Source organism: Metasolibacillus sp. FSL K6-0083, from assembly GCF_038630865.1.
GTDB classification, from domain to species: Bacteria; Bacillota; Bacilli; order Bacillales_A; family Planococcaceae; genus Metasolibacillus; species Metasolibacillus fluoroglycofenilyticus.
Window position 1 is genome coordinate 3,381,790 of the sequence record NZ_CP152046.1, and the last position, 15,041, is coordinate 3,396,830.

Annotated in this window: 13 protein-coding genes and 1 pseudogene; 9 read left to right on the top strand and 5 right to left on the bottom strand. The window is 37.3% G+C overall.

Translation table 11 applies throughout. The features are described 5' to 3' along the window. The first annotated feature begins 309 nt into the window (after window positions 1-309). The 5 genes from MHB51_RS15840 (at window position 310) to MHB51_RS15860 (ending at window position 6,546) form a co-directional block, all read left to right on the top strand. Entirely contained in the window at window positions 310-2,052 is a 1,743-nt protein-coding gene (locus MHB51_RS15840; protein ID WP_066167318.1) for an ABC transporter ATP-binding protein, read from the top strand. Then, on the top strand, window positions 2,049-3,785 hold the full coding sequence (locus tag MHB51_RS15845) for an ABC transporter ATP-binding protein (protein ID WP_066167315.1): 1,737 nt from the start codon (window positions 2,049-2,051) through the stop codon (window positions 3,783-3,785). The genes MHB51_RS15840 and MHB51_RS15845 overlap by 4 nt, the downstream gene beginning before the upstream one ends. Window positions 3,786-4,055: 270 nt before the next feature. After that, window positions 4,056-5,336 carry an MFS transporter gene (locus MHB51_RS15850; protein WP_107943817.1) on the top strand — a complete coding sequence of 427 codons (1,281 nt, stop codon included), beginning with the start codon at window positions 4,056-4,058 and terminating at the stop codon, window positions 5,334-5,336. A gap of 220 nt (window positions 5,337-5,556) precedes the next feature. Further along, window positions 5,557-5,829 carry a transposase gene (locus tag MHB51_RS15855; RefSeq protein WP_342558548.1) on the top strand — a complete coding sequence of 91 codons (273 nt, stop codon included), beginning with the start codon at window positions 5,557-5,559 and terminating at the stop codon, window positions 5,827-5,829. 183 nt (window positions 5,830-6,012) lie between these two features. Further along, the gene (locus MHB51_RS15860) at window positions 6,013-6,546 is read left to right on the top strand and encodes an IS3 family transposase (protein ID WP_342558549.1); all 534 of its coding nucleotides are present in this window, start codon (window positions 6,013-6,015) and stop codon (window positions 6,544-6,546) included. 21 nt (window positions 6,547-6,567) lie between these two features. On the opposite strand, the pseudogene MHB51_RS15865 reads toward MHB51_RS15860, so the two are convergent. Further along, window positions 6,568-7,831, bottom strand: a pseudogene (locus MHB51_RS15865) (IS3 family transposase). A 102-nt stretch (window positions 7,832-7,933) separates the two neighbouring features. Continuing rightward, on the bottom strand, window positions 7,934-8,854 hold the full coding sequence (locus tag MHB51_RS15870; protein ID WP_342558550.1) for a hypothetical protein: 921 nt from the start codon (window positions 8,852-8,854) through the stop codon (window positions 7,934-7,936). A 325-nt stretch (window positions 8,855-9,179) separates the two neighbouring features. Here MHB51_RS15870 and MHB51_RS15875 point away from each other — a divergent pair, with 325 nt between their 5' ends. Then, window positions 9,180-9,569, top strand: coding sequence for a hypothetical protein (locus tag MHB51_RS15875; protein WP_342558551.1), 390 nt, complete (start codon window positions 9,180-9,182; stop codon window positions 9,567-9,569). 151 nt (window positions 9,570-9,720) lie between these two features. On the opposite strand, the gene MHB51_RS15880 is transcribed toward MHB51_RS15875, so the two are convergent. From MHB51_RS15880 to MHB51_RS15890, 3 genes are all read right to left on the bottom strand, one after another. Beyond that, window positions 9,721-10,281, bottom strand: a complete 561-nt coding sequence (locus tag MHB51_RS15880) for a manganese efflux pump (protein WP_066167307.1) — start codon at window positions 10,279-10,281, stop codon at window positions 9,721-9,723. Between the two features lie 116 nt (window positions 10,282-10,397). Beyond that, a complete protein-coding gene (locus tag MHB51_RS15885; protein ID WP_066167304.1) occupies window positions 10,398-11,141 on the bottom strand; it encodes a DUF475 domain-containing protein in 744 nt (247 codons plus the stop codon). A 153-nt stretch (window positions 11,142-11,294) separates the two neighbouring features. After that, the gene (locus MHB51_RS15890) at window positions 11,295-11,504 is read right to left on the bottom strand and encodes a YheE family protein (RefSeq protein ID WP_066167301.1); all 210 of its coding nucleotides are present in this window, start codon (window positions 11,502-11,504) and stop codon (window positions 11,295-11,297) included. Window positions 11,505-11,627: 123 nt separating this feature from the next. Between MHB51_RS15890 and MHB51_RS15895 the strand changes: the two genes are divergently transcribed. The 3 genes from MHB51_RS15895 to MHB51_RS15905 all read left to right on the top strand — a co-directional run bounded on the left by MHB51_RS15895 (window position 11,628) and on the right by MHB51_RS15905 (window position 14,951). Continuing rightward, window positions 11,628-12,773 (top strand): DUF445 family protein, encoded by a 1,146-nt coding sequence (locus tag MHB51_RS15895; protein WP_066167299.1) that lies wholly within the window; start codon window positions 11,628-11,630, stop codon window positions 12,771-12,773. A gap of 18 nt (window positions 12,774-12,791) precedes the next feature. After that, entirely contained in the window at window positions 12,792-13,136 is a 345-nt protein-coding gene (locus MHB51_RS15900; protein ID WP_066167297.1) for a YlbF family regulator, read from the top strand. A 303-nt stretch (window positions 13,137-13,439) separates the two neighbouring features. Further along, the gene (locus MHB51_RS15905) at window positions 13,440-14,951 is read left to right on the top strand and encodes a coproporphyrinogen III oxidase (RefSeq protein WP_342558552.1); all 1,512 of its coding nucleotides are present in this window, start codon (window positions 13,440-13,442) and stop codon (window positions 14,949-14,951) included. Window positions 14,952-15,041 lie beyond the last annotated feature (90 nt).

Genomic DNA, 15,041 nt, shown 5'->3' on the forward strand with positions numbered 1-15,041 from the left:
AAGGATTATGATGATTTTATTAAACAGCACAATAACTAAACATTTTAATCCGGACCTGTAGCATGTTCTTTTTATTATTTGCTTGAACGCGCATAATAACAAGATGATACAGGCACGTCCCTGTATCTCTTATTTTAGGCATGTATCCTAATATAATGGGGATATATGTCTTTTTTTGTGCCTAAGGCGTGCGAAAATAGATGAAGGAGGACATCCGTATGTTCAAACAGTTTCAAGTGAAAATTTTAAAAAGAGAATCGCTAGATAGTGGATAGTGTAACTTTACAGTGAAGGTAGGTAAAAAAGAATATGTTTGATGTATTAGGAAAATTAACATGGTTTTTTAAGCAATATTGGAGGCGTTACACAATTGCGATTGTGCTGCTGATTTTAGCGAGTATCGTTGAAGTACTTCCGCCATGGGTACTCGGTCAGGCAATTGATGAGATGACGGAAGGTATAATGACAAAGGAATTGCTTAGCTTTTATTTAATAGGCATGCTTGTCATTATTGTACTCAGTTATTTAATGAATTTCGTGTGGCAATATCAATTATTCGGCGGTGCGATTACATTGGAGCGGATTTTACGTAAACGATTAATGCACCAATTTTTAAAAATGACGCCAACATTTTATGAGAAAAATCGTACAGGTGATTTAATGGCTCGTGCGACGAACGATTTAAACGCGGTGTCATTAACGGCTGGCTTTGGTATTATGACGTTGATTGATTCGACGGTTTATATGGGTGCAATTATTTTAGCGATGGGCTTTTTCATTTCATGGAAATTAACATTTTTTGCAATGCTACCTGTGCCAATCATGGCGATTTTAATTCAATACTTAGGGAAAATCGTTCATGAGCGTTATATGACTGCGCAAGAGGCGTTTGGTGAGCTCAATGACGATGTATTAGAATCAGTCGCTGGTGTACGTGTTATTCGCGCTTACGTACAAGAAACGAGAGATCAAAAGCACTTTGCTAATAAAAGTGAGGATGTATTCCAAAAAAATATGCATGTAGCAAAAATTAATGCATTATTTGGACCAATTACAAAAGCAGGTACGGCCATTTGTTATGTTGTAGCATTAGGGTACGGGGCTGTCTTAGTATCGAACAACGAATTGACAGTAGGTCAGCTTGTAACGTTTAACGTTTATCTAGGGTTGGCAGTATGGCCAATGTTCGCCATTGGCGAGTTGATTAACGTCATGCAGCAGGGGAATGCCTCGCTTGACCGTGTACAAGAAACACTTGATTACGAGGCAGATGTACAAAATCCAACACAAGCTGTGGCATTACAAGCGCCAACAGCCATTGGTTTTAATAATTTTACATTCCAATATCCTTTATCGCAGGTGAAAAACCTGCAGCAAATTTCAGTTGCCTTAAAGCAAGGGCAAACTTTAGGAATTGTCGGAAAAACAGGCGCGGGTAAAACAACATTTGTTAAGCAGCTATTACGAGAATATCCAATTGGTAATGGTCAATTAACAATTGCTGACATTGACTTGGCACAGCAAACGAAGGAGCAAGTGCTCGATTGGATTGGCTACGTGCCACAAGACCATGTCTTATTCTCAAGGACAATTCGTGAAAACATTTTATTTGGTAAAGAAGATGCAACAGAGGCGCAAATTGCAGATGCGATTCGACTTGCGCATTTTGAGCAAGATTTAAAAAACTTGCCGATGGGCATTGAAACGCTCGTAGGAGAGAAGGGTGTTTCACTATCGGGTGGACAAAAGCAGCGTGTATCAATTGCGCGTGCACTCATTAAAAATCCTGAAATATTAATTTTGGACGATTCATTGTCAGCAGTTGACGCAAAAACAGAGGCAAAAATTATTGACAATATTCAAAATGAACGCAGTGGTAAAACGACGATTATTACGACACACCGTTTATCAGGCATCCAACACGCAGACCACATTATCGTGTTAGATGATGGGATGATTACAGAGCAAGGTACACATGAGGAGCTTCTTGCACAGAATGGCTGGTATAAAGAGCAATTTGACCGCCAGCAGCTAGAGGGGGGATCTGAATGAGTACAAGTAAACGTTTGTATCATTACGCTTTAACATTTAAAAAGCCAATTTTAGTCGGTTTGACTTTATTAACATTAGCTGTTTTTGCAGAGCTAGCCGGGCCATTTATCGCAAAACATATAATTGATAATTATATGACGCCGGGGACAATAGCTGTTAAACCATTGACTGGACTATTAGCGGTGTTCTTCGGGCTATCTATAGCGACAGCGATTTTACGTTATTTTATGTATATTTATTTGCAAATCGGGGCGAATCGCGTTGTGCAACAAATGCGCCGAGATGTTTTTGGTCATATTCAAACATTGCCGATTCATTACTTTGACAATTTACCAGCCGGAAAAGTAGTGGCACGTGTGACGAATGATACAGAGGCTGTGCGCAATTTATATGTGCAAGTGCTCTCACAGTTTGCAACAAGCATTATTTCCATTGCAGGGGTTTATATTGCTTTATTTATTTTAGATGTGAAATTGGGGCTAATCGCTTTAATTGTTATTCCACTTGTTTATGGCTGGATGATTGGTTATCGCAAATTTGCCGCAAAGTATAATCATGTTATCCGAACAAAAATCGCAGATATTAATGCGATGATTAATGAGTCGATTAACGGAATGACAATTATTCAGGCATTCCGTCGCGAAAACCAAATGAAAAAGGAGTTCGCGGAGATGAATGATGAGCATTATGAATATAATCGCAAGCTGTTATTTTTAGATTCAGCTACATCATTCAACTTAGTAAACGTCTTTCGATTATTAATGTTTATGGTTTTCATTTATTACTTTGGTACACAATCAATGACGATGCCAGAGGCAATAACAGCGGGGACATTATACGCACTTGTCGACTATTTGACACGTCTGTTCAACCCAATTGTTAACTTTGTAAACCAGTTCTCACAGCTTGAGCGCTCATTAGTAGCAGGCTCTCGCGTATTTGAGCTATTAGATCAACAGGGTGAACCAGTGAGTGAACACCGTATCGAGCGTTATGAGGGCAATGTTGTGTTTGAAAATGTTTCATTTGCCTATAAAAATGATGAGTATGTGCTGAAAAATTTAAATTTCGAAGCGAAAAAGGGCGAAACAGTCGCACTTGTTGGGCATACAGGGTCAGGAAAAAGCTCGATTATGAACCTATTATTCCGCTTCTACGACCCACAAAAAGGGTGCATTACAATTGATGGGCAGGATATTACAAGCTTGCCTCGTCAATCAATACGCGACCATATGGGCATTGTGCTACAAGACCCGTATTTATTTACAGGGACAATCGCCTCCAATGTCAGCTTAAACGACGAGCGTATTTCACGCGAAACAGTGGAAAAGGCACTAGCTGCTGTTGGCGGTGAACGCGTATTAGCGAATTTAGAAAAAGGACTGGATGAGCCGGTAATCGAAAAAGGAAGCACGCTGTCCTCAGGGCAGCGCCAATTAATTTCCTTCGCCCGCGCACTTGCCTTTAATCCAGCGATATTAATTTTAGATGAGGCTACATCGAATATTGATACAGAAACAGAGGAAATTATTCAGCATGCGATGGAAGTCCTAAAACAGGGACGCACAACATTTATTATCGCTCACCGTCTATCAACAATAAAAAATGCTGATAAAATTCTTGTATTAGACCGTGGCGAAATTGTCGAGCAAGGTACGCATGAGGAGCTATTAGCATTAGGCGGTCGCTACGAAACAATGTATCAGCTACAGGCAAATTCATTAAATGGATAAGGTGCCTGGCACGCAAACAATTCTGATAATTCACTACAATTTAAGGCGCTAACAAATTTTGTTAGCGCCTTATTTTTATCTATTTAAATACTTCCTAAAATGCATTTTACCATAATTAAAATAAACCGAGTTTTGTAGTCTTGAAGACAAGATGGGTCTTTCGAGCAATGGTGTTGTTTTGATTTTTGTTGTTAAGTATATTGCTTATTTACTACGAAGAACGTATATTTAGATTATCGAATTAATTGTCTAAAAAACGAGGTGCGACAAGTGAAAAAATGGCTTCATGAGTGGGGCAGAAGCTTAAAATCTTTTAATCGAAATATACGCTTATTTATTTTATCAAATGTGCTTATTCAAATAGGGATGGGCGTATTTAGTGTTATGTACAATTTATATATCCGAGAGCTCGGCTTGCCAGAGTCAGTGAATGGTAGTGTCATTTCTATGACTTCACTGGCGACGGCGCTAATGCTTATACCTGCTGGACTATTGAGTGATAAAATTGGGCGCAAATGGCTCTTGATTATTGGCTCAACTTTAACGGCTATTTTGCTTGTAGGACGCAGTGTTGTGATTGCTGAGCAGCCAATGCTAATGCTTGCTTTCGGTATGGGGATTGTTTGGGCGCTAGCACAAGTTTCTGGTGTTCCATTTCTAGCTGAAAATTCGAGCCCGCGTGAGCGAATGCAATTGTTCAGTATTCATTTCGCACTTGTAACGGTATCCAATGTTGTCGGTAATTTATTAGGCGGTATTATTGCAGATAGCTTACAATGGCTGGCAAAAATGGGAGAGGTCGAGAGCATTCAAGTTTCACTACTGACTGGCTGTGTTATTTTCTTCTGTGGTTTATTCCCGTTATTCAAGCTAAAGCCTATGGCAACAAATGCACAGAAAGCAAAAGAAGAGTCACAAGAGGCGGCATCTGAAATGAGCAAGGAAGCAGGCTGGTCATTTAATTTAAAAATGATTTTATTTTTCGGTACAGCAAATTTACTAGTTGGCTTTGGGGCAGGCTTAGTCATTCCATACTTAAATTTATATTTTGCAAATCGCTTTGATGCTTCTAACTCTTATATTGGATTTATTTTAGCGCTGGGCTCTGCGATGACAACTGTTGCAATGTTAATCGGTCCAATGCTAGTAAAGCGTGTTGGAAAAGTGAGGGCGCTTGTTTTATTCCAGCTCATGTCCATTCCGTTTTTATTTTTAACGGCTTTTACCAACTCCTTGCTTCTAGCATCTATCGGCTTTTTAATGCGTCAGGCGTTAATGAATGCAGGTAATCCGATTCAAAGTGCGATTGCTATGGAAGTTGTTCATGATAAATATAAAGGTTTAGCCAACTCGGTTAATCAAATGGTCTTTAATTTAGGCTGGGCGGTTATGGGCTTGCCAGCTGCATGGCTTGTTACGACATATGGCTCTTACTGGGGCTATGCCTATGCCTTCACGATTACAGGAGGTCTTTATTTAATCGCCTCTACATTTTTCTATATTACATTTGGACGAAGGTACGTGTTGAGGGAAGAAACCGCAATAAAATAAAGAACCTCCTAAAGTGCTGCATCCCAAAACTTAGAGTAAAAACTAACTTTTGGGGTGATTTTTTTATGGTCAAATATAACGAAGAATTTAAGTTGAAAGTTGTCCAAGATTATTTAACGGGACATTAGGTTTTACTTTAATTACAAGGAAATATTTTATCTTTGATAAAACAGTCGTCATACGCTGGGTACGTGTTTATAAAGCATTTGGTCGAAATGGCTTGACAGTGAAGAAAAAGAAGCAGTTTTATTCTATTCAACTCAAATTAGATTTATTACACTTTATGAAACAAACAGGTGCTTCTTATCTAGATACAGCGATTCGGTGTAAGATGAATAATCCTTCTGTCATCGCCAAATGGAACAGTACATTTCTAAAAGAAGGAATAGGGGGCCTGCAAGAAAAAGTGAAGGGGCGCCCGTCTATGTCTAAAAAATCAAAATCAATCTCTCAACTAGGCAAGAAAAAGAAATATCACGTGAGGAGCAGTTAGAGCGCGAAAATGAACTACTTCGTCTAGAGGTTGCGTACCTAAAAAAGTTGAAGGCGTTTCGAGAGAATTTGGATGCCTTCCTCGAAAAGCACAAGCAGCGATTGCCTTTGAACTCAAAGAAGAAGGATTCCGATTAAAAGATGTCTTAGTACGTGTGGACATTCAAGAGGCTACGTATAGCAAATGCACCAGAAAGATCCAGATAAAGATTGGAAAACGTTAATTTTAGAGACGTTTAAAAAACATGAAGGTCGATATGGCTACCGTCGTATTCATGTAGAATTGATAGCGCAAGGCTACACAATTAATCATAAAAAAGTACAGCGTATCATGCAGGAATTGGATTTGAAATGTGAGAAATTCGTCCGCAAATCACGCTATAAATCGTATAAAGGCACAGTTGGAAAAGTGGCGAAAAATCGTTTAAATGGCCGTTTCAATACACCTTATGCCCTTCAAAAAGTGGTAACCGACGTAATAGAATTCAAATGTACAAATGATGAAAAATTGTATTTGAGCCCAATTATGGGTTTATACAACGGTGAGATTATTGGATTTAGTATGTCTAAACGACTGACACTAGATTTTGTGCTAGATTCTTTGAAACAAGCCCTTCCAATTATTCAAGAACGTGCAGAATATCGAACAACGATTCATTCCAATCAAGGTTGGCACTATCAACAGAACAAATGGGTGAAAACTGAAGTGACCCCTTAAAGTTAGACACGGTTATTTCGTTTAGGCAATTTGGGTAAAATGAGTTCGGTACTGCACCGGACTCATTTTTAATTTTGCCTTCATACGTTTCGTGTTGTAATAGTTTATATAGTTTTCAAGTTCCTTTTTAAAATGCTCGACACTTTCAAATTCCTTTAAATAGAGAAATTTCGACTTCATGATGCCAAAGAAATTCTCCATGACAGAATTGTCGTAACAGTTTCCTTTACGCGACATACTCTGCACAATCCCTCTAAAGCCTTTTCTACCATCTCTGAAACTAATGAATATGTAGGTCTAGAGCCAATTGTATACGTAATAATTTCGCCATTAAATAAGTCTAAAACAGGCGATAAATAAAGCTTTTCACCAAATAACTTAAACTCTGTAATATCTGTTACCCATTTCTCATTAGGCGCTTTTGCTGTAAAATCGCGATCTAAAATGTTAGGCGCAATTTTACCAACTGTCCCTTTATATGACTTATATTTTTTCATACGAACGATGCACTTTAAGCTTAGCGCTTTCATCAGGCGTTGCACTTTCTTATGATTCACTTTTTGCCCACGATACGCTAGCTCATCACGAATGCGACGATAGCCATAACGGCCTTCATGTTCCTTATAGATTTCTTGAATTTTGGCCTTTAACTCGGCATCTGGATCGGGACGATTCATCTTCTTTACTAAATCATAGTACGTGCTACGTGGAATTTCTGCGAACGCTATAAGCGCCTTCACCGAGTATTTATGCCTTAATTCATAGATGACTTTTACTTTGCCCTCTTTGGTGATTTTTTCTTGGCTTGAACTAAGGCGTTCAACTTTTTTAAATACTCGTTTTCCATACGTAGACGATTGATTTCTGCTTGAAGTGCTTCTGGTGAGCCTTCTACTGGTGCTTGTTTTGGCTGTTTATTTGTTTCTTTTTTCATGGATGGACGCCCCTTTCTCTTTGATTGAAGGGCATCGAATCCTTTTGTTTCAAATTGTTTTTTCCAAACACGAAGTGTAGAAGGAGTAGCTATATGAAAGATAGCTGCCGTTTCAAGTAAGGACGTACCGTTTTCAATCATATAGTTTAGTACGTCTAGTTTAAACTGTGCCGAATGATTTGTATATCGTTTTATAAATGTTTCTACGCCGTTATACTCATATTGTTTTGCCCAATTAAGAATTGCTTTGTGATCTGTTCCCATTGATTTAGCAATTTCATGTGAACTTTCTTTGCCTTCTAAGTAGCGTAGGACTGCTTGTAATTTTTCTTCTGATGTATATTTAGCCATATAAAAACTGCACCTCCAATTGTTAGACGTGTCTAACAATTGGGGAGCAGTTCACTACCGTTTTTAGGGGGGGAAATATACTAGATGCTCATGTATAATAAACTATTTATTAACAAGATAAGAAAAAACTCCATCTTCAGTTAAACTAGAAACAATAGCAATATACATATCATCTTGTTGATATTTTATTGTAATTAAATCTTCATTTGCAGAATTTTGATGATAAGCTATTTCATATATTTTATCATTATATTGTTTTTTTATGAATTGATGCTCATCTAAACTATTAAAGATAACAGGTGTTTTTTGTTGGATGATAGACAACACATCATTAGACTCAGTTTGTAAATATTGATCTACTAATACATTATCTAATTTAATACTAGAATTAGATTTTTTGAAGTCCTCTTGTAGACTAGATTCTAAATTTAAAGAGTTAACAATTAAATTTTCTGCCATCTCAGTATATTGAGGTGAAGCCTGGTAATTATTTTCTACTTGGTAGCCTTGATAGCCTCCGACAACCCATGTTTGCCATACTTCTGTTCCACAAGCATATGTTGACGAATCAAGACCAGAAATCGTTGATACACCGACTGCTGCAGAACGATTTAGTGAACCTAGTGGTATATTTCGATTCCAACTAACATTGTGGGTAATACCTTGATCAAGTCGTCGTCCAAAAAGCGAGCTATCATAAACTACTGTAGCAGAACTTTCCGTATTATAAGATGTAGACATGCCACCCCGTACAGCACCTTTGGAAATAGATGTAACAAGTACTGTGTGGCTATTTAAATTAAACGAGCTAGTACTGGATGCTCCAGCGCTAAAATGTAAACGTGCATCATAAACGCCGTTACAATTTTCAGCTAATAGCCCCGTTACTGAATATGTTCTAGCAACATAGGAAGCTGGTCCAGAGCTAGGGAGATAAGTAGCCCAACTATAAGCTAATGATTTACTAGGAGATAAACTTAATAATAAAATTAATACTGTTAGAAATGTAAATATTCTTTTCATTAATAACTCCTCCATTTAAAAATAACTTGTTAATAATTATCCTCTATCAAGCATATATTAAAATATAAAAGTAGAAATTCATAAAATTATATTTTATGAAGGGTATAATTTGACTTTTATAGCTCCTTTCTATAGTATTGAATTACCTGATAGAGATAAATATGGGTATTATTGTAATATAAAACACTTATATTGTCAATTTAGGATTTATTAATCGTATAAACTATTTTATATTTCAATAAAATATTCGATATTGATAAATATTAAAACGATTGAATGTTCTGTAAACTCATGTTGAAATAAGGAATTAACAGGAGGCGATAAAATGAAAAAACAAATTCACTTTATATTGTTATTTATCTTACTGTTAACAGGCTGTGCCAACCAATTAGCGAGACTAGAAGATGCCTTATTAGAGTCTGGGATTGAAAATGTAGATAAAATAATTATTATGGATGTGCCGACGAAAGAAAAACGTATTATAGATAATCCGCAGCTGTTGGAGGAGTTTATTAGTAAGATGGAAGGTACACGAATCATGCCGCAAGAAAAGGAGAAAGAAGAAAATGCTCAGTATGTAGTAGAGTTTTATGAGCAGGAAAATTCGTTTAAATATTATACACCTTTAACGTCAAGAGAGCGTGGCGATTACACAAATACAAATCCGATATCGATTGTAGAATCCTATTTTAAAAAGGCAGATGCGATGGAGTAATGCTAGTAGAAATTTCGAAGAAATATTACGGTGCGCATCCTACAAGCCAGTAATGGCACTGCTTGTAGGACGCTTTTAAAATTGTAGTGAATTGTCAGAATTGTTTGTGTGCCAGGCACACACTCAGGCACACACTCAGGCACACACTCAATTAAGCAAAGATTTCAAAAATACCAATCGCGATAAGTAACCAGCCTGAAATAGCTGTAGAGTACTGTCCGATAAATGTTTTGGTTAATAAAATACCAAAATGGCTACCAATAGCTACTGTAATAAAGGAAAAAACACCAATGGAAATGACCATCCATATTGTCGAAATGTCATTTGCACCAATTGCGATACCTGTAGCTAAGCAATTGGCAGAGAGCACAAACCCTAAGGGAATCGCTTCTTTTAAAGAAAGGATGGAATTTTTATCTTTATCAAATGATTTCACACGATTTGTTTTAATCAATCGATGTGATAACAATGTCCATACGCCAATAACACATAGTAAAAGGCTACCTAACAAATTGGCAAGATATACTGAAATATAGTCAATCAATGCTACACCGACTGTGACTGCTACATATGTTATAATCATGGACAATATCGCAATTGTAGCGTTTGATACTAGGGGGATTTTTATTCGTTTCATTCCATATGCTAGGCTTATCCCCAAGTTATCTAAATTTACTGCTATACCTACAAGAATGATAGTAATCCACTGCATCGAATCCTCCTCGAAACTGCTAATCCATTTTTCCTCCATATTATATGAATAAAATCCTATTTGGTTCGACACAGTGCTAAACATGGATTAATTTCAGGAAAGATAAAAATGAAAGATTAAGCCACCCTAAGCTTCTTTTTAAAATGAATTACGAAGGTAATGATAAAGACAATGATTAAAACAAGGAAAAACATATGGTGTGGAACATGTATGCCAATTATACTAACGAGCATTTTTAGTGCAACGATGCCAATAATGAGAAAGGCTGCTTCTTCTAATTCAGGTATTTTTTCAATGACGGTTAAAAATAAACCCGCAATTGTTCTCATCATTAAAATGCCTAACATTCCTCCAATCATTAATATCCAAACTTCACTGGATATTGCAAACGCAGCAAATATGGCATCAAGTGAAAAAGCGATATCCATTAACTCTATCATAATGACAGTCGCCCAAAAGCTTCCGAAAATGCGAACTAATAACCCTGATTTTTTAACCTCTTTGACACTGTCTTCTTGCCCTATTTGAGCGAAATGAGCAACACACAGCCACCCCAAATACAAGGCACCTAGCAATTTGATAAACCAAAATTCCACTAAATAAACGCCAATGCCTATAAATAAAAATCGAAAAAAATAAGCACCCATCATCCCATACATCAATGCTCGCTTCCGTTGCTTGTTCGGCAAATGCTTCACTAACACCGCCAAGACAAGCGCATTATCTGCTGAGAGTAAACCTTCAATAATAATGAGTGTAGATATTAATCCCCATGATACAGGGTCCGTTAAAACGTCCTTCCACATATTCCAGTCGAAAAATTGCATATATATAGATAAAATTCCTTGAATAATTTCCAAAGCGTCCCCCCTACTAGCACGATGCTAGTCTAGTATATGCACAATCGTTACTGTTATGAGAAGGAGGATAGCAATGAAAATAAGGCACTAACAAATTTTGTTAGTACCCTAAATTGTAGTGAATTGTCAGAATTGTTTGCGTGCCAGGCACCTTTAGTCGTACACATGAAATAACATCAGCTCATGTATCATCTTCTCAACAATCGCCAAATCCTCCTCGGCTGGTTTTGCGCCGATAAAGCGAATGCTACCATCTTTATGATACTCTGCTTGATAGCGCTGCTGTTTATAAAAAAAACTAATCAACCAGCCGGGTAGCTGCTTGTTTTCAAATAATGGCTTAAAATTAAAATGTTGAATCATGAAACCACTCCTTCCTATTTATCGTACTAAATAAGTGAAAGCTTATGCAATAGCGATTGTTTTGTAATATGGCATTTCTGTTATACAATATGAGCGTAATTGATATAGAAACGAGAGGATACAATGGATAGTTTATTTGGACTATTAATTTTACTTGCGGGTGTTGGAGCAATTGTTGGAGCGGCGACAAATTATATGGCGATTAAAATGCTGTTTCGTCCGTATAAGCCGATTTATTTTATGCGCTGGCGCCTGCCGTTAACGCCGGGACTTATTCCGAAAAGACGTGATGTGCTAGCAATTCAGTTAGGGAAAACGGTAGCTGATTATTTATTAACACCAGATACGATTAAAAAGAAATTTTTATCGCAAGATGTGCGGGATAATGTACTTGAGTTTGCTCGTCAAAAAGTAGCAGCAGAGGTATTCACACAGGACAGAACGATTAATGACTGGTTAAAGCTTGCGAATTTGCAGCATACTCCGGCTCTATTAGAGCAAAAAGTTGATGCAATCATTGCCAATCAATTTATATCCGTAAAAAATGTGCTGGCAACAAAAACAATTCAGCAGTTAATGCCTGAGGATTTAGAGCCTGTACTAGATAAAAAAATTGGCGATGCTGTCGAGCAAATTTTGGATAAGGGAGTGGCTTACTTCCAATCGCCTGAGGGCGCAAAAACGATTAAAAATTTATTAGATGACTTTTTAAATTCAAAAGGTTCCTTTGGTGGCATGATTTCAATGTTTATGGGTGATTCAATGTCGCTCGTTGAAAAGGTACAGCGCGAACTAATCCGCTTTTTACAAGCGCCAGGTACAAGCGCTCTTTTATATCGCATTTTTTCAGCAGAATGGGAAAAAATTAAACAACGTCCTGCAATGGACTTTATGAAAGATATAAACTTTGATACGATTGAACAGAGCATTCAAGCATATGCGAAAGAGCAGCTTGCCATTGAAACGCGTCTAGACAAAACAATTAATGATTATTGGCCACAGGGGCAAAACTGGACAAATGACGAGCTGTTACCAAAAGTGATGGATAAAGCATTCCAAGCAGCAGAAGGTAAAATTGAAGATGTATTAAAACGTCTAAACTTAGCGGAAGTTGTGCGTCAACAAGTGGACTCATTCCCGATTGCTAAGCTTGAAGAGCTTGTGTTAGGCATAATTAGCCGCGAACTGCGTATGATTACATGGCTAGGTGGCATTATTGGTGGTATCGTTGGTATTGTGCAAGCGATTATTGTCTTTATGACAAATTAAAAGGAAAGTAGGAATACGATGATTAACATTTATGAGGATATTAACAGATTAGAAGCGACATTTCGCAAAACAGATGAATTTAAGTTATTGCAAGAAACTGTTGAAGCTGTGCGTAACGATGATGAAGCGAAAAACTTATTTACAAATTTCCGCGATATTCAAATGAAGCTACAACAAAAGCAAATGTCTGGGGAAGAGCTACTAGAGGATGAGCTTGCTTATGCGCAAAAGGCAGCACAGCTTGCTCAGCAAAATATAAAAATTCTTGCAATGCTTGAAGCCGAAATGGGTTTAAGTCGTGTAATCGAAGAAGTGAACCGTATTTTAACAAAACCAGTTCAAACGCTTTATGATGGGCTATAAAAATAAACGAGGTTGCCTGAAAAGCAGTGCGTTCGCACGCTTTTCAGGCAACCTTGTTTTTTGGTACAATAATAGTTGTATGTTAATTTGGGCGGTGCGTCGTAGAAAGCATGCCTTAATGCTTATAACAGTTGAATGAGACTTTTAAAAAAGACAAGATGATTTTTATTTATAGAAAAAAGTGTTAGATTCCCTGTTTAAAGCCTTTTAAAATAAAACAAATAGAGTATCTGAAAAGTAATGCTTTGCACGCTTTTCAGAGGCCCCCTATACACCAATTTATAATGAGGTAGAGAAAAAACAATGAAAACGATAAAAATAAATGAACAATTTAAAGAAGATTGGAATCGAGTATTAACTCATATTGCTAATCTTTTTTATGAGGATTCTGTTATACAATTTACACAAGATGGCGCGGACATGGAAATTGTCTTTCAGCATCGCGTCGAGGCTGATTTTACAATTCATACAGCAGCACAGCTTACAGTTGATGGAAAGAACTATACAAGTGATTATGCCATTCGTTATACAACGGAAGGAACGGAAAAGGAGCAAAATATTCGTATAAAGCGTGCGTTATCACATGTAATGCTAGATGTGCTTGAACAATACACAGGTATGACGCAGCAATGGGGTATTTTAACAGGAGTTCGTCCAACAAAGCTGTATCATAAGTATCGTAAAGCGGGCATGCATGAGGAAGAAATTTTTGCGGTGCTAAAAAAGGATTATCGTCTATCGGATGCTAAAATATCTTTAATGAAGGAAATCGTAGCGAGACAGCTACAAATTATTCCTAATTTAGATGAGCTAGGGCAGGAAATTTCAATTTATATTGGCGTGCCATTTTGTCCGACGATGTGTGCTTATTGCACATTTCCCGCATATGCCATTCAAAGCAACCGCAAGCAAGGGCGCGTAGATAAATTTATTGACGGCTTGCATATTGAATTGCGTGAAATGGGTAAATGGTTGACGGAAAAGAATATGCGTATAACATCGATTTATTGGGGCGGTGGAACACCTACTTCAATTGAAGCGGATGAAATGGACGCACTTTATAAAACGATGTTTGAATCGTTCCCAAACCCACAAACGATTCGCGAAATTACAGTAGAGGCTGGGCGTCCTGATACAATTACTCCGGAAAAACTAGAAGTGCTTAAAAAATGGGGAATCGACCGTATTTCTGTCAATCCACAGTCCTATACGCAAGAAACTTTAAAAGCGATTGGCCGTCATCATACAGTGCAAGAAACGATTGATAAGTTTTGGCTATCACGCGAGCATGGGATGAATAATATTAATATGGACTTAATTATCGGGTTGCCGAACGAAGGTATTACTGAATTCGAGCATTCTTTAAATGAATCAGCGAAGATGTTGCCTGAATCTCTTACAGTCCATACGTTAAGCTTTAAGCGCGCATCAGAAATGACACGCAATAAAGACAAGTACCGTGTAGCAGACCGTAATACAGTGAGTCAGATGATGCAAATGGCAACGGACTGGACAAAAGAAAATGGTTATGTCCCATATTATTTATATCGACAAAAAAATATTTTAGGTAATTTAGAAAATGTCGGTTATTGTAAACCGGGCGAGGAGTCTATTTACAATATCGTAATTATGGAGGAAGTGCAGACAATTTTAGGAATCGGCTGTGGTGCTTCATCAAAATTTGTACATCCTGAAACAGGGAAAATAACACAATTCCACAATCCTAAAGACCCGGCAGCGTATATCATGACTTTTGAAGAATCAATTAAGAAAAAAATTGAAATTTTAAATGATTTATACGTAAAAATTAGGTAAAATAGCAGGGAGTAGCATATTTATTATATGTTATTTCCTGTTTTATTATTTATATTAACTGCGACTATAGCATTATATAACTCCCCTGCT